The organism is Robiginitalea marina (assembly GCF_024006985.1).
Classification (GTDB): domain Bacteria; phylum Bacteroidota; class Bacteroidia; order Flavobacteriales; family Flavobacteriaceae; genus Robiginitalea; species Robiginitalea marina.
In genome coordinates this window covers 289,279-304,990 of record NZ_JAMXIB010000002.1, presented here as the reverse complement: position 1 = coordinate 304,990, position 15,712 = coordinate 289,279, and the positions used below count along the sequence as shown (strand labels likewise).

At 54.6% G+C, this 15,712-nt stretch carries 16 protein-coding genes; 9 read left to right on the top strand and 7 right to left on the bottom strand.

Translation table 11 applies throughout. The features are described 5' to 3' along the window. Positions 1-106 precede the first annotated feature (106 nt). Positions 107-1,375, bottom strand: a complete 1,269-nt coding sequence (pepT, locus tag NG653_RS04220; RefSeq protein WP_252740420.1) for a peptidase T — start codon at positions 1,373-1,375, stop codon at positions 107-109. Positions 1,376-1,442: 67 nt separating this feature from the next. Between pepT and NG653_RS04215 the strand changes: the two genes are divergently transcribed. After that, positions 1,443-1,886 carry a hypothetical protein gene (locus NG653_RS04215; protein WP_252740419.1) on the top strand — a complete coding sequence of 148 codons (444 nt, stop codon included), beginning with the start codon at positions 1,443-1,445 and terminating at the stop codon, positions 1,884-1,886. A gap of 80 nt (positions 1,887-1,966) precedes the next feature. Continuing rightward, positions 1,967-3,028 carry a quinone-dependent dihydroorotate dehydrogenase gene (locus tag NG653_RS04210; RefSeq protein ID WP_252740418.1) on the top strand — a complete coding sequence of 354 codons (1,062 nt, stop codon included), beginning with the start codon at positions 1,967-1,969 and terminating at the stop codon, positions 3,026-3,028. A 21-nt stretch (positions 3,029-3,049) separates the two neighbouring features. On the opposite strand, the gene NG653_RS04205 is transcribed toward NG653_RS04210, so the two are convergent. The 3 genes from NG653_RS04205 to NG653_RS04195 all read right to left on the bottom strand — a co-directional run bounded on the left by NG653_RS04205 (position 3,050) and on the right by NG653_RS04195 (position 5,182). After that, positions 3,050-3,727, bottom strand: a complete 678-nt coding sequence (locus NG653_RS04205) for a GNAT family N-acetyltransferase (RefSeq protein ID WP_252740417.1) — start codon at positions 3,725-3,727, stop codon at positions 3,050-3,052. After that, positions 3,708-4,568, bottom strand: coding sequence for a beta-keto acid cleavage family enzyme (locus NG653_RS04200; protein WP_252740416.1), 861 nt, complete (start codon positions 4,566-4,568; stop codon positions 3,708-3,710). Before NG653_RS04200 ends, NG653_RS04205 begins: the two co-directional genes overlap by 20 nt. A 191-nt stretch (positions 4,569-4,759) precedes the next feature. Continuing rightward, positions 4,760-5,182: a Dabb family protein gene (locus NG653_RS04195; RefSeq protein WP_252740415.1), complete on the bottom strand. Its 423-nt coding sequence runs from the start codon at positions 5,180-5,182 to the stop codon at positions 4,760-4,762. A 111-nt stretch (positions 5,183-5,293) separates the two neighbouring features. Here NG653_RS04195 and NG653_RS04190 point away from each other — a divergent pair, with 111 nt between their 5' ends. Continuing rightward, complete coding sequence (locus NG653_RS04190) at positions 5,294-6,160, top strand: hydroxymethylglutaryl-CoA lyase (RefSeq protein ID WP_252740414.1); 867 nt, start codon at positions 5,294-5,296, stop codon at positions 6,158-6,160. Between the two features lie 106 nt (positions 6,161-6,266). Continuing rightward, a complete protein-coding gene (gene guaB / locus NG653_RS04185) occupies positions 6,267-7,739 on the top strand; it encodes an IMP dehydrogenase (RefSeq protein WP_252740413.1) in 1,473 nt (490 codons plus the stop codon). A 62-nt stretch (positions 7,740-7,801) separates the two neighbouring features. Here guaB and NG653_RS04180 read toward each other — a convergent pair whose 3' ends face one another. After that, a complete protein-coding gene (locus tag NG653_RS04180; RefSeq protein ID WP_252740412.1) occupies positions 7,802-8,323 on the bottom strand; it encodes a thioredoxin family protein in 522 nt (173 codons plus the stop codon). A gap of 64 nt (positions 8,324-8,387) precedes the next feature. Next, complete coding sequence (gene lysA, locus NG653_RS04175) at positions 8,388-9,623, bottom strand: diaminopimelate decarboxylase (protein ID WP_252740411.1); 1,236 nt, start codon at positions 9,621-9,623, stop codon at positions 8,388-8,390. A 155-nt stretch (positions 9,624-9,778) separates the two neighbouring features. On the opposite strand from lysA, the gene NG653_RS04170 reads away from it, so the two are divergent. The 5 genes from NG653_RS04170 (at position 9,779) to NG653_RS04150 (ending at position 13,586) form a co-directional block, all read left to right on the top strand. Continuing rightward, entirely contained in the window at positions 9,779-10,420 is a 642-nt protein-coding gene (locus tag NG653_RS04170; protein WP_252740410.1) for an LON peptidase substrate-binding domain-containing protein, read from the top strand. A gap of 73 nt (positions 10,421-10,493) precedes the next feature. Continuing rightward, positions 10,494-11,687 (top strand): ADP-forming succinate--CoA ligase subunit beta, encoded by a 1,194-nt coding sequence (gene sucC, locus NG653_RS04165; RefSeq protein WP_252740409.1) that lies wholly within the window; start codon positions 10,494-10,496, stop codon positions 11,685-11,687. Positions 11,688-12,075: 388 nt separating this feature from the next. Next, complete coding sequence (locus tag NG653_RS04160) at positions 12,076-12,420, top strand: hypothetical protein (protein ID WP_252740408.1); 345 nt, start codon at positions 12,076-12,078, stop codon at positions 12,418-12,420. Between the two features lie 160 nt (positions 12,421-12,580). After that, positions 12,581-12,982 carry a TerB family tellurite resistance protein gene (locus NG653_RS04155; RefSeq protein WP_252740407.1) on the top strand — a complete coding sequence of 134 codons (402 nt, stop codon included), beginning with the start codon at positions 12,581-12,583 and terminating at the stop codon, positions 12,980-12,982. Positions 12,983-13,157: 175 nt separating this feature from the next. Further along, a complete protein-coding gene (locus NG653_RS04150) occupies positions 13,158-13,586 on the top strand; it encodes an Hsp20/alpha crystallin family protein (RefSeq protein ID WP_252740406.1) in 429 nt (142 codons plus the stop codon). 99 nt (positions 13,587-13,685) lie between these two features. Here NG653_RS04150 and uvrB read toward each other — a convergent pair whose 3' ends face one another. After that, a complete protein-coding gene (uvrB, locus tag NG653_RS04145) occupies positions 13,686-15,677 on the bottom strand; it encodes an excinuclease ABC subunit UvrB (protein ID WP_252740405.1) in 1,992 nt (663 codons plus the stop codon). Between the last annotated feature and the right edge of the window lie 35 nt (positions 15,678-15,712).

The following is a 15,712-nucleotide window of genomic DNA, read 5'->3' as shown; positions in this document are numbered from 1 at the left end:
GACAAAATACTCACGTCCCGTGACAAAACCTTGCAGGCACCCTTTGCAGCCGCACCCTTAAGCCTCCGGGGAACCCCAGGACAGATTTTTGCCGCTGCCAACGGTTTCAAGGCCTGCCGGCTCTGCCGGCATCGGATATCCAGCTATCTACCGGTTTTGCTGCAGTGAGTTCGCAAATTTTGACGATGACCTCCACGGCCTTTTGCATGCTCTCCACCGGGATGTATTCGTATTTCCCGTGGAAATTATGCCCCCCTGCGAAAATATTCGGGCAGGGAAGCCCCTTGAAACTGAGCTGGGAGCCATCCGTTCCGCCGCGGATGGGCTTGATGATGGGGGTTACCCCCACCGCCTGCATGGCTTCCTCCGCCACACCCACAATCGGAAATACCGGCATGATTTTCTCTTTCATATTGTAATACTGGTCTTCCAGGTCCAGGGTTATTTTGGTTTTCCGCCTTTTTGCGGTCTCTGCAACCAGGTGCCGTAACAAGGCTTTCCGGGTCTCAAACCGGGCATGGTCATGGTCGCGGACAATGAGTTCGGCACGGGCCTCTTCGATCTGGCCCTTTACATGGTGGAGGTGGAAAAACCCTTCCCTGCCGCTGGTCTGTTCCGGGACTTCCTCCGGGGGGAGCTGCCCCAGCACTTCCTGCAGCACAGCAATGGCATTGATCATCCGGTCTTTTGCATAACCCGGGTGCACGCTTTTCCCAAAGGCCGTTATGACGGCTTTGGCGGCATTGAAATTTTCGTATTCCAGTTCCCCGACCTGGCTGCCATCCACGGTGTACGCCCAGCGGGCCCTGAAGGCTTCCACATCGAAATGGTGGGCCCCCCGGCCGATTTCCTCGTCGGGCGTGAACCCGATTCGCACTTCCCCGTGCGGGATCTCCGGATGGGCGATCAGGTATTCCATGGCAGTGATGATCTCCGCGATTCCTGCCTTGTCATCTGCCCCGAGCAGGGTGGTCCCGTCGGTCACGATCAGGGTCTGGCCTTTATATGCGGCCAGTTCCGGGAAATACTCCGGGGAAAGGACGATGTTTTCTTCCTTATTCAGGATGATGTCCCCGCCGTCGTAGTTGGGGACCAAACGCGGTTGTACGCCTTCTGCCGTGAAATCGGGGCTGGTATCGAAGTGGGAGATGAAACCGATGGTCGGCACGGGCAGGGTGGTGTTTGCGGGCATGGTCGCGGTCAGGTACGCCCGTTCATCCAAAACGACCTCTTTAAGGCCCAGGGCGAGCAACTCTTCTTTCAGGACCCTGGCCAGGTCCCATTGGCGGGAAGTGCTCGGGCAGGTTTCAGAAGCGGGGTCGCTTTGGGTATTGATTTGCACATACCTGAGAAAGCGGTCTACCAGTGGATCCATACATACTTTTTAAACAAAAATAGAGTTATACTGGGTATCCTGCCCGTTTAGATTCAAAAATGGTTTTATGAAAGCCGGAAGATTCCTCCACGTCCTGTTTGTTTTTTTTGCGATGAACGCCTTTGCTCAGGAAGATTGTGCCCTGGGGTTGGGAGGCGCCGACCCCAACCAGATTATAGAGGCTTTTGAACTCGATCCCGTGCAGCAGGAAAAATTGCTTTCCTGGGTGGAGGCCCTGAAAGAAGAAAACGCCCCCCTGCAACAAAAACTCGATTCCCTCCTGGCAGCCCACCCTCAAAAGACCCCGGAGGACCTCACAGCCCTCGGACAGAAATATGAAGTAATCAAAGGGCGCATGGTGGGCAACTCCGCCCGGTACGACCGGTTGTTGCTTGGGATTTTACGACCCTCCCAGTACCGCGTCTATGAATCGCTTTGCCGGCAGGTGGGCCGGCTTCCCCTGGAACCCGTCACCAGGGAAATGCTCGAGGCTCCGGAAGAGAAGCATTGAGGCCGCGAGTTTTTTCCGCCGGGAAGGGGTAGGCCGCCTTGGGGGAACTTTGTATTTTTGGCCAAAGCCTGCGCCTTCCCATGTATAAACAATTCCTGCGTCCCCTTCTTTTCCGTTTCGATCCCGAAGTTGTCCACCACTGGTCCTTCCAGGCCATCCGGATCCTGTTCGCCATTGGCCTGGGGCCGTTGGTGAGGAAGTGCTACAAGGTCAGCGATCCAGGCCTTGAACGCAGGGTCTTCGGGGTCACTTTCCCCAACCCGGTAGGCCTTGGGGCCGGCTTTGACAAGGATGCCCGCCTGTTCCGTGAGCTCTCGGGTTTCGGGTTTGGGTTTATCGAGATCGGGACGCTTACCCCGAGGCCCCAGCCGGGGAACCCCGGAAAGCGCCTTTTCCGACTCAGGGCAGACCAGGCCATCATTAACCGAATGGGGTTCAACAACCAGGGCGTCCGGGCAGCTGCAGAGCGCCTGCAATGCTCCCACAAGGTCGTGGTGGGGGGAAATATCGGGAAGAATAAAGACACCCCCAATGAGAAGGCCGTGGAGGATTACCTTTTTTGCCTGCGGGAACTTTACCCTTTGGTGGACTATTTTGTGGTCAATGTGAGTTCCCCCAATACCCCGGGTCTGCGCGAGCTGCAGGACCGGGAGCCGCTGACCCTCCTGTTGAAAACCCTGAAGGAAGAAAGTGCCCGCCTGGCGGTCGCAAACGGGGTGCGGGAAAAGCCCCTGCTGTTGAAAATCGCGCCTGACCTGAATGAGGCCCAGCTTACGGACATTATCGAAATTATCAGGGAAACCGGCACCGACGGGGTCATTGCCACCAATACCACCCTTTCCAGGGAAGGTTTGGTTTCGGACCCTTCCCTGACAGCTGAGGCAGGGGGACTGAGCGGGAAACCCCTGCGCGACCGCAGCACGGAAGTTATCCGTTTTTTGGTGGAACGAGGTGGCGGGGCCTTCCCGGTGATCGGGGTAGGGGGCATCCACAGCCCGGAAGACGCCCTGGAAAAACTCCGGGCGGGAGCCAGCCTGGTGCAACTCTGGACGGGGTTCATCTACGAGGGGCCGGGGTTGGTGAAGCGGATAAATAAGCGGTTGCTGGAAGAAACGAAAAAAAACAATTCTTCTACGGATTAACCGCTTTATAGTTACTTTGAATCAGACCGTGTACTTTTTCAGGAGAATTGTACGATGCAATTTTTTTGATAGTCCCAGATGAAGCCATAGTTCGCTGGGTTTTGCACCTAACTTTGCTTTGAATTTCCTCGAGGAAGTATTAAAATACTGGGTAATGCTATAGCAATTTGTCCTTCCTTCAGCGGCAAGCAGTTTATAGCATTGATACCTCAGGTATGGGGCCAGGTTTTTACCACGGAATTTCTCATAGGTATACATGTTTTCAAGGTATGCCTCATTTTGACCCAGTTGAAATTCCTTGCCAAAGAACGCAAAGGATTTGGTCCTTATCATCATGAAAGCCGCCAATTCTTCCTTCCTGTACAGGCCTACTCCCCTGAATTCTGATTTTATATGATCTGTTAGCGTATCTGTATTCCACCTGAGCTGATGGTAGAGAAGAAGCACGTCTTCTTTATTTATTGAATCCAGGTGGTAAAGCCCCGGATCATCCTTGAGGGAAGGCTCCGGGCAAAAGGCAAGGCTTTCAAGGTCAACCCAATAGGGATTGATATAAACTCCAAAGCGCCTCAGGAAATTAAGTATACTAAACAAAACCAGGCCATGCCGCATGCGATAGCCAATAAGGCGAAGTTTATAATACTTCCCCTCCTCCGGCGATGCATTTGAACGTTTTTTTTTATCGACCGTATTGTCCATTTCCTTTTTTAAGGTTTAAAAGATCCCTGAACCGGGACGGTGGCATTACCTCCCTGAGGTGGGCTGAGGCAAGGGCATGGATGCGTTCCAGCAAATCCGTGTTTGATGCCAGGCGGGTGCGGTCGGTATCAAACCAGATATTGTCTTCCAGGCCAACCCTAACACCGCCCCCCATGGCGATAGCCACTGCATTCATTTTAAGTTGATCCTCCCCAATGCCTGCGAGACTCCAAAAGGATTGCCCTGGAAGGTCATTGATCATAAGCCCTGCATGCAGCAGGTTTGCCTGGGCACAGGCGATATTCCCCAACAGTAGGTTGAAGTAGTATGGTGGATCGATTAGCTTCTTTTTTTCCAGGTAGCGGACATAGTTAATCATCCCCACGTCAAAAGCTTCCAGTTCAGGGACTATGCCTTTTTCTTTCATCAGCCGTGCCAGGTCCTGCACCATGGAGGGGGAGTTCATACTGGCCGTGCGGTTGAAGTTGAGGGAACTAAGCGTAAGGCTTCCCATGTCCGGTTTCATGTTGCCTTCCAGCAGAAGGGGGTCGGCCCGCTGTGATAATTCCTTGAAATTCCGGCCGCTAAGGGAGACACAAATCACCAGGTCAGGGGCGTATTCCCTGATACCCCCAATGATTTCCCCGTAAATTTCCCTGAGGTATGTGGGCTCCTCTGAAATAGGGTCGCGGGCATGCAAATGGACCATAGTGATGCCAATATTACATGCCTCACGGACCTCGTCTACAATTTCATTTACCCTTACCGGGACATGGGGAGTCATTTCTTTGGTAGGAATCATCCCGGTGGGCGTAAAGTTGATGATCAGCTGTTCAGACATGCAAAGCATTTGAATAAAAAGGTTTCTTCTACCTAAAGGTATACCTTTTGTTTCCGGGGGGAATTATAATACAGACGTATTATATTCTTTTATCGATAACACTAAGGAATAGGCCATTATCAGCGGATGTCTCGAAACGGACCTACCCTGAATAATCCCGTGAATTTGAAATAACCCTACCGGGAAAAAGGCTAATTTTCCATGGAGTGCGTCCAGTAATCCACCACCAGTACGTCTTCCAGCCAGGGGCCCAGCAGGGCTCCAAAAGCCTTATGGTCGGGGTGGGGAAGGTAGGCGTCCCGGTCTTCCTCCGAGGCGAAAGTCAGGAAAAAGCAGTGGGTAAAGCCTTTGTTCAACCCTTCCGGGGAGTTGTTCAAGCCCCACTCAAAGCTGCGGATGTGGGCGATCTTTTCGGGAAGTTGAGAAAACGCCCCTTCTATTTCCCTGATTTTTTCCTGTGGGGTCCCATCCCTGAATTTGAAGAGCACCACATGCCTCAGCACCTGGTTTTCCCCGGATGCGGGCGCTTCAGGCGCGGTTTTGTTGGGGTTTGCGATCTGGGCCTGGGCTAACAGGGCGGTAAGGATAAAGGCGAGGGAAAACAAAAGTTTCATGCTGGGGATTGGCTGAGGGTTGCTTAAGACAAGATACAAATTCCTGCAGGTTTTGCCCGGGCGTCCATCCCGGAATAAATGGTATTTTTGAAGGGATAAACCTGCAGCCGAATGTCTGAGCGCATCAAAATCATCGAATGCCCGCGGGATGCCATGCAGGGGATCAGGACCCAGATCCCCACTGCAGCCAAGACCCGTTATATCCAGGCCTTGCTGGGCTGTGGGTTCCATACCATTGATTTCGGCAGTTTTGTGTCCCCGAGGGCCATCCCCCAGATGGCCGACACGGCCGAGGTGCTTTCAGGCCTGGACCTGAGCCGGACGACCAGCCACCTGCTTGCGATTGTAGCCAACCTCCGCGGGGCGGAAGAGGCCTGCAGGCACCCTGAGATCCGGTACCTGGGGTACCCTTTTTCCATTTCCGAGAATTTCCAGATGCGGAACACCCATAAGACGATTGCCCAGTCAATTGACCTGCTTCAGGACATCCTTTCCGAGGCCTCGAAGCACGGCAAGGAGTTGGTGACCTACATTTCCATGGGATTTGGAAATCCGTATGGAGACCCCTGGAATGTCGACATCGTTGGGGAATGGACGGAACGGCTGGTGGCCATGGGGGTGCATATTTTGTCCCTTTCGGATACCGTGGGGAGTTCCACCCCTGAAATCATAGAGCACCTTTTCAGCAACCTGATTCCCCGCTACCCGGAGGTGGAATTCGGGGCCCACCTGCACACCCACCCCCGTTCCTGGCACGAAAAGGTGGATGCCGCATTCCGTTCGGGGTGCCGCCGGTTCGACGGTGCCATACAGGGGTTCGGGGGTTGCCCCATGGCGAAGGATGAACTCACGGGGAACATGCCCACCGAGAAGCTCCTGTCTTACTTTACCTCCCAAAAGGCCGATACCGGGGTGAACTGGATGGCTTTTGAAGCGGCCTACAACAAGGCCAGGGAACTCTTTTCTACCCATGCCTGAAGGGGCCACGGGCCCCGTAGCCGACGCACCGGGGTCATTTCCGCCCGCCAGGCGCTTATGAACCCTGAAAATTAGTATCTTTGCACGCAATTAATCCTTAATTGCCATGGAAGCCCACCTGTCCAAAATCGTAGGCGAAGGCCTTACCTACGACGACGTCCTCCTCGTACCGGCTTATTCTGAAATCCTTCCGAGGGAAGTCGATATCCGGACCCGTTTTACCCGGAATATCCAGCTCAATGTTCCCATCGTTTCCGCTGCCATGGATACGGTGACGGAATCGCGGATGGCCATAGCCATGGCCAGGGAAGGGGGGATCGGGGTCCTGCATAAAAACATGAGCATCGAATTGCAGGCCATGAAGGTGCGCAAGGTAAAGCGGGCCGAAAGCGGGATGATCCTTGATCCGGTGACCCTTCATGCCGACGCCCTGGTACGGGATGCCAAGGCGAACATGAGGGAGTTCAGCATAGGCGGCATCCCTATCGTAGACCATGATGGGCGGCTGATCGGGATTGTCACCAACCGGGACTTGCGCTTTGAGAAAAACGACGACCGGCCCATTTCTGAGGTCATGACTTCGAAAAACCTGGTCACGGTGGGAGAAGGCACTTCTTTGGAGGAGGCTGAAGACATCCTGCAGGCAAATAAGATCGAAAAACTCCCCGTGGTCAACAAAGACAACCGCCTGGTGGGCCTGATTACCTTCAGGGACATCACCAAGCTCACCCAGAAGCCCATTGCGAATAAGGATAAGTACGGACGGCTTCGGGTAGCCGCGGCCCTGGGGGTTACTGCAGACGCCCTTGACCGGGCCGGGGCCCTGGTGGCTGCCGGGGTCGACGCCGTGGTTATCGATACCGCCCATGGGCATACCCGTGGCGTGGTGGCCGTGCTGCAGCAGGTGAAAAAAGCGTTCCCGGACCTGGAAGTGGTGGTGGGGAACATCGCCACCCCGGAGGCGGCACGCTACCTGGTAGATGCCGGGGCAGACGCCGTTAAGGTAGGCATCGGCCCCGGGTCGATATGTACTACGCGAGTGGTTGCAGGGGTTGGTTTTCCGCAGCTCTCCGCCGTCCTGGAAGTGGCAGCAGCCATTAAGGGCAGTGGGGTGCCCGTCATTGCCGACGGGGGAATCCGCTATACCGGGGACATCCCGAAAGCGATTGCTGCCGGCGCCGATTGCGTAATGCTGGGGTCCCTGCTGGCCGGGACCAAGGAATCGCCCGGGGAGACCATTATCTATGAGGGCCGAAAGTTCAAATCGTACCGGGGCATGGGTTCGGTGGAGGCCATGCGGGAAGGTTCAAAAGACCGCTACTTCCAGGACGTGGAAGATGACATCAAGAAACTGGTCCCGGAAGGGATTGTCGGCAGGGTGCCGTACAAAGGGGACCTTTTTGAAAGCATCCACCAGTTTATAGGGGGCCTGCGCGCGGGGATGGGATACTGCGGTGCCCGCGACATCGAGACCCTGAAGGAGACCGGAAAGTTTGTAAAGATTACCGCCAGCGGGATCCACGAAAGCCACCCGCATAACGTCACCATTACCAAGGAATCCCCGAATTACAGCCGGTAGGAGGGTAGGAGAGTGGTTTAAGGGCGCCTGGGGCCGCTATCGCGGTGGGTTTCCCGGGCGTACTATTTCGCCTGTCCGCTGTATTGTTCCCAGGGGGTGTTTTTGTAGATATCCTCCCCAAAATAGCGCGCAATCTTCAGGAAGCCATCGGGTTTCTGGTACCCCGGTACGGGGGAAAGCATCCTTCGCCCTTCATCCAGGAATACCACCGTCGGGTAGCTCATGCGCCCCTGTAAAAGGGCCGCAGCCAGCTCGTGGTACCCCCGCCTCCCGGAGGGGACGAATTTGAAGGTTTTCCCATCGTATTCAATGGGCGCTTCCTGTTCGGCATCCAACTTAACCATATAGAAGTGTTCCTGCATGTAGGCAGCCACTTCCGGATTTTGGAAGGTGTCCTGGTCCATCCGTTTGCACCAGCCACACCAGTCGGTATAGACGTCGACAAAGAGTTTTTTTGGCTTGGCATCGGCGGCGGAGCGCGCCACTGCCTCTTCCCAACTCATCCACTGTACTTCCTGAGCCACCAGGCCCAGGGTGCTCAGGAGGGCAGACAACAGGAGTACGGGTAGTATTTTTTTCTTCATTTCCAATCGTTTTCCGGGTAGTCCCGGTTTTCTATAATCCTAACGGCTTCAGGGCGTTTTTATTTCAATGCGCATCGGCGACCTGCGGGTCGAACAGGGCCGGCAGGTCGACCTGGTTGCGGACCAGGTCTTCAAAGGTCTCCCGCTCCCGGATCAGGTAGGCCTTTCCCTCGTGCCAGAGGACCTCGGCAGGCCGGTATCGGGAATTGTAATTGCTGGCCATGGTAAAACAGTATGCCCCTGCATTTTTAAAGCAAAGCAGGTCCCCTTCGGTAATTTCGCTTATGCGGCGGTTACTCCCAAAGGTATCGGTTTCACAGATATATCCGACTACGGAGTAATACCGTTCTTTGCCATCGGGGTTGGAAATGTTCACGATCTCGTGCGACGCCCCGTACAACATGGGCCTTATAAGGTGGTTGAAACCGGAATCGACCCCGGCGAACACGGTGGAGGTTGTTTGTTTTACCACATTGACCCGTGCCATGAAATAGCCTGCCTGGCTGACCAGGAATTTCCCGGGTTCGAAGGCCAGGGTAAGCTCGCGCCCATACTCCTTGCAGAAGGCATTGAAACGGCCGCCCAGCCGTTCGCCGAGTTCTTCCACATTGGTCTGGATGTCCCCTTCCCGGTACGGGACCTTGAAACCGCTCCCGAAATCGATGAACTCCAGATCTTTGAACTGCAGGGCCGTGTCGAACAGGATTTCAGAGGCATACAGGAACACATCGATGTCGAGGATGTCGCTTCCAGTATGCATGTGGATCCCGTTGACCCGCATCCCTGTGAGGTCCACGATGCGGAGCAGGTGTGGGATCTGGTGGATGCTGATCCCGAATTTGGAATCGATGTGGCCTACTGAAATCTTTGAATTCCCTCCAGCCATCACATGGGGGTTAATGCGGATGCACACGGGGATCTCCGGATGCCGGGTCCCGAATTGCTCTAGGATGGAGAGGTTGTCGATATTGATGCGCACCCCAAGGGCAGCGGCTTCTTCAATTTCCTCAAGGGAAACGCCATTGGGGGTGTAGATGATGTCCTGGGGGGCAAACCCGGCCAGCAGGCCCAAACGCACTTCCTGGATGGAAACCGTGTCCAGCCCGCTGCCCAGGTGTTTCATCAGGCGGAGGATTGTAAGGTTCGACAGGGCCTTGGCTGCATAGTTCAGCTTCAGGCGCGGGATTTGGCTGAAGGCCCGGGTGAGCCGTTCGAACTGGGAACGGATCTGTCCGGAATCGTACACGTAAACCGGGGCGCCGAATTCTTCCGCAATCTCTCTTAAAACAGTGGCTTCCATACCTGCAAAGGTTTGGACAAAACTAATTTACTTTCCCGGCATCCCCAAAAAAAGGATTCGAGCCCCACGTATTTTAACAAAATGTTGTATTTGTAACAAGCAACGCTTCCCTTTGCTTGCGATTTCCCGGATTACATTGTACTTTGGCAGTTGCCATGAAACTGCCCTTATTTCCACTCCAATCCGTATTTTTTCCAGGGGAGACCGTCCCCCTCCATATTTTTGAGGAGCGCTACAAACAACTCATGCACGATTGCCTCCGGGAGGCGATGACCTTTGGAATCCCCGTTTATGTCGATAACACCCTTTCCTTTGGGACCGAGGTGCAGCTGAAGGAAGTCGTGAATACCTATAAGGACGGATCCATGGATGTGGTATGTGTGGCCCGGCAGGCCTTCCGCCTGGTCAGTTTCCAGCCCGTTTGGCCGCGAAAGTTATATCCCGGTGGGGAGGTGCGGTTCCTCGACCCGATCCAGGACGCGGACCCCGCCCTGACGGAGGCGGTAATTGAGGCCTGCAAACACTTGTACCGCCTTATGGAGCTTCCTTTTGAACCCGTCCGCAGGGAGGTGTTCAACAGTTTCACCCTTGCCCACAAGATGGGCCTGTCGTTTCAGCAGGAATACCAGTTGCTGCAGCTGGCCAGCGAAAAGGTGCGACTGCAATTCCTGCTCGACCATCTGAAGCAAACCATCCTGGTGCTCGGGCAACTCCAGCAAACCCGGGAGCGCATCGAGATGAACGGGCATTTCCGCAACTTTGACCCCCTCGATTTTAAGGATTACAAGGTGGAATAAGCCCAATGACCAATCCATTAGGGGAAGTCGGGACCGTTTCCTATTTTTGCATCCAACTAGAGAATCCAATAACATGAATCTACACGAATATCAGGGAAAGGAAATCCTTGCCAGTTTTGGCGTGCGAATCCAGCGCGGCATCGTCGCCCATAATGCGGCTGAAGCCGTGGAAGCGGCCAAGCGGCTTACCCAGGAAACAGGGACCAGCTGGCATGTGATCAAAGCCCAGGTCCATGCGGGGGGCCGCGGCAAAGGGGGCGGGGTCAAACTCGCCAAGAACCTCAAGGAAGTGGAAAGCCTTGCCGGGCAGATCATCGGGATGAACCTGGTCACCCCCCAAACCTCTGCAGAGGGCAAAAAGGTACACCAGGTATTGATCGCTGAAGACGTGTATTACCCGGGGCCTTCGGAAACCAGCGAATTCTATATGTCGGTGCTCCTGAACCGGGCTGCGGGAAGGACTATGATCATGTATTCCCCCGAAGGCGGGATGGACATCGAGGAGGTGGCCGAAAAAACCCCCCATCTGATCTTCACGGAAGAAGTTGACCCCGCCGTTGGGCTGATGCCCTTCCAGGCCAGGCGCATCGCCTTTAACCTGGGCCTTTCGGGCAATGCCTTCAAGGAAATGACCAAATTCGTATCGGCCCTCTACCGGGCCTATCAGGAGAGCGATGCCAACCTCTTTGAGATCAACCCGGTACTAAAGACCTCCGACGATAAAATCATGGCTGTGGATGCCAAGGTTTCCATCGATGACAACGCCCTGTACCGGCGCCCGCGGTACGCCGAAATGCGCGACCTCAGGGAAGAAAACCCCATTGAAGTGGAAGCCCGGGCCGTGGGCCTGAATTACGTGGACCTGGACGGGAACGTAGGGTGTATGGTCAACGGGGCCGGCCTGGCCATGGCCACCATGGATTTGATAAAAATGGCCGGGGGGGAACCTGCCAACTTTTTGGACGTAGGCGGTACGGCCGATGCCAAAAGGGTGGAGGAAGCCTTCCGCATCATCCTGAAGGACCCGAATGTAAAAGCCATCCTGATCAATATCTTTGGAGGGATTGTGCGTTGCGACCGTGTGGCCCAGGGCGTGGTTGACGCCTACAGGAACATGGGGGACGCCATCCAGGTGCCCATCATCGTTCGCCTGCAGGGAACCAATGCCGAGCTGGCTAAGGAAATCCTCGATCAATCCGGGCTGGCCGTACATTCGGCGGTGCAGTTCCAGGAGGCGGCCGACAAGGTTAAGGAAGTGTTGTCCTGACCTGCTGCTGCCTGCACAAGTTTAAGGGTTATGTAAAGCTTGCATAACCCTTTTTTTATTTCCCCTGCCCACACTTCCCAAAAAATTACCCTTGCGTTAAATCCTCAGGCTTCCCTTGATTGCTGAGGGGGCCTGACGGACCTTTGTAACGCCCTGCAGGTTTTGTCCGAAGGGTACGGCTCACAGGTTTCGCCTTGCGTTCTTTGAAATCCCGGTTCAATATCTAAATGTCAAGATTACAACATCGAATCCCGTGTTTATTGTCGAAACACCACTAAAAAGGTGAAATATTTGTTAATTCATCAGAATCCTGTAACGCCTACCGGCTTCAGCCGTCTATTCCTAATGTAAGCCAGTTTTATTCATCAATCATCAAACCATCAACGTCATGAAAAAAATGAGTGTAGTATGCATGGCCGTCGCCCTAATGGCTGCGGTACCAGTAGCCACAGCAGGGGAAGCGACCCCGGGAGATTCCCCCAAAGCCCGCATTTGTGTGCAGATCGGGGGGCTCCTCCAGGACAGGGCCTTTAACCTGGGGGATCGGGAAGAGGTGTCCGCCACGGTGCGTTTTATCCTGAACGCAGAAAAGGAAATCGTGGTGCTTTCCGTCGATACCGACGACGCCCGCCTGGAAGCCTTTGTAAAAGCCCGCCTGAACTACCAGAAAGTGGCTGACCGCGATTTGGAAGAAGGAAAAGCCTACAAGGTGCCGATCAGAATTACCGCCTAGTGCGGAAGGCATCTAAAATCACAAGGCCCGATGGATTTCCATCGGGCTTTTTTTTTGCCCGCGGGGCGGTGCACCCGCGTGCAAACTCTGGCCAGGGCTATACGAAATGGGCAAAAATCGAGTTAGTATAGTACAAACGGTCCGTGAACCCTTTCCCGCCATGAGTAGCTACGAGGAAAAACTGAGCCTATTGTCCGAGATGATTTCCCTGGCCCGCGCAGACCAGGAAGTCAAGTCTTCGGAATTTGATTTCCTCTGGGGGGTAGCTGAGCAGATGGGGGTGGCCAGAGAAGATTTTGAAGCCCTTTTCGAGCATCCTGCCCGGGCGATTATTCCCAGGACCATGGCCGAACGCATCCTGCAATTCCACCGCCTGGTACTGTTGATGAATGTTGACCGGAAGGCAAGCCTGAGGGAAATTGACAAACTCCACAATATAGGCCTTCGCATGGGACTTCCCCCCTCAGCCATAGACCAGGTGCTCTCCCTGATGCACCAGTATCCCGACAGAATCATCCCGCCCCGTATCCTTATCGACATCTTCAAGGCGCATTATAACTAAGGACATCTGTACCTGAACAGGGGGGTGTACTATCTTTCCAGACCTAAAAACAGCCAAAAAGGCAGTTGTTCGCTGTGATTATCAGACAAATTGGCATAAATACGACTTCGGTATATCCTTTGCCTTTTAATGGGTGTACGCAAAAAATCGTGTAGAACCAAAAAAGATTAAAACCATGAGTCTGATACGTAGAAATACCGGATTGATGCCCAGCCTTTGGGACGAGGTCCTTGCCCCGGACTGGTTTGGCGGGATCCAAAAACCTTTGAGGAACCTCCCGGCCGTGAATATCCGGGAAGAGGAATCACAGTTTATCCTGGAACTGGCCATCCCCGGACAGAAAAAAGAAGATTTTAATATTGAAGTGGACCAGGATGTACTGACCATTTCGATGGAATCCGGCGAAAAGAAGGAGGAAACCGTTAAACAGTATACCCGCAGGGAGTTTCACTATACTTCCTTCAAAAGAGCCTTTACCCTGCCCGAAAGCGTAAACCAGGAAGACATCCGGGCCGATTACCGGGAAGGGATCCTGCGCTTTAGCCTGCCCAAGAAGCAGGAGGCGCTGCCCACGAAAAAACGCCTGATTGCAATAGGCGGATAAGAAATTTATGGTTGGCCCTCCTAGCGGGCTCCATAATGGTTGGTTAGTTTAGTTGGTTAGTTAGGGAAGCGTCCCGGCAGCAATGCCGGGGCGCTTTTTTTATGCGTCCTGTTCCTGCAGGCTCCTGATCTCATCCCGCAGCCGTGCCGCCATCATAAAATCCAGGGCTTTGGCGGCCTGCTCCATGGCTTTTCGCTTTTCACGGATCAGTTTTTCCTTCTGCTCCGCACTGAGGTACGCTGGGTCAGGTTCCCCGGCCGATCTTTCCTTCTTTTCGAAATGGAAGGTGGAGACCGAATTTTTCGCCAGGGCGTTGTCCAGGCTTTTTTCCAGGGCTTTAGGGGTGACGCCATGCTGGCGGTTGTAGGCCATTTGTTTCTCGCGCCGATAGGTGGTTTCCTCCATGGTTTTTTTCATGCTCTCTGTAATGGTATCGGCATACATGATGGCCTTTCCCCTGAGGTGTCTGGCGGCCCTTCCAACGGTTTGGGTCAGGGAGCGGTTACTCCTCAGGAACCCCTCCTTATCGGCGTCGATGATGGCTACCAGGGAAACCTCCGGCAAATCGAGCCCCTCCCTCAGCAGGTTCACCCCCACCAGCACGTCGAACAGGCCCCTGCGTAAATCCTGCATGATCTCCACCCGTTCCAGGGTATCCACATCGCTGTGGATATAGCGGCATCGCACGCCGATACGGGTGAGGTATTTGGTGAGTTCTTCGGCCATGCGCTTGGTCAGGGTGGTCACCAGGGTGCGCTCATCGCGTTCCACCCGCTGCTGGATCTCCTCCACCAGGTCGTCGATCTGGTTCTTGCTGGGCCGTACTTCTATTTCCGGGTCGAGCAGCCCGGTAGGCCGGATGACCTGCTCCACGTACACCCCGCCGCTTTTTTCGAGTTCGTAGTCCGCCGGGGTGGCGCTCACATAGATCACCTGGTGCTGCAGGGCCTCGAATTCCTCAAACTTCAGCGGGCGGTTATCGAGGGCTGCCGGGAGGCGAAAGCCAAAATCCACCAGGTTTTCCTTGCGGGAACGGTCGCCCCCGTACATGGCATGGACCTGCGGGATGGTGACATGGCTTTCATCCACCACCATCAGGTAATCGTCCGGGAAGTAATCCAGCAGGCAGAAGGGTCGGGTACCGGGTTCCCGCCCGTCCAGGTAGCGGGAATAGTTTTCAATCCCGGAGCAATACCCCAGTTCGCGGATCATCTCCAGGTCGAAGTTGGTCCGCTCCTCCAGCCGCTTGGCCTCCAGGGGTTTGCCGATCTCCCGGAAATAGGCCACCTGTTTGGTGAGGTCTTCCTGGATCTGGTAAATGGCTTGCTGAAGCACGTCCGGGGAGGTTACAAACATATTGGCCGGGTACAGGGTCAGGGTCTCGTATTCCTCCAGCACTGCGTTGTTGTGGGGGTCAAAAGCCTCGATTTCCTCAACCTCGTCCCCGAAAAAGTGGATGCGGTATGCGTGGTCGGCATAGGAGGGGAAAACATCCACCACGTCGCCCTTCACCCGGAAATTCCCGTTGCGGAAATCGGCTGTGGTCCGGGAGTACAGGCTCTGTACCAGCTGGTGGAGGAACCGGGTCCTGGAGAGGACCTGGTCGCGTTCGATCCGGATGACATTTTTCTTGAATTCCACAGGGTTGCCGATGCCGTAAAGGCAGGAAACCGAAGCGACCACCAGTACGTCCCTGCGACCCGAAAGAAGGGAGGAGGTGGCACTCAGGCGTAGTTTTTCAATATCCTCGTTGATGGAAAGGTCCTTTTCAATATAAAGCCCCGAACTCGGGATATATGCCTCCGGTTGGTAGTAATCGTAATAGGACACGAAGTACTCCACCGCATTGTTGGGGAAGAACATTTTGAACTCCGAGTAGAGCTGGGCCGCCAGGGTCTTGTTGTGGGCCAGTACCAGGGTGGGCCGCTGTACCTCCTCGATCACATTGGCCACCGTAAAGGTTTTACCCGATCCGGTTACCCCCAGTAGGGTCTGGTACCGGTCGCCTTCGCGCAGGCCCCGGCTGAGTTGTGCAATGGCCCCGGGCTGGTCACCTGTGGGCTGGAACGCAGATACCACCTTAAATTTCATGCCTTAAAATTACGAAACAACTACCCTGCCCGGAG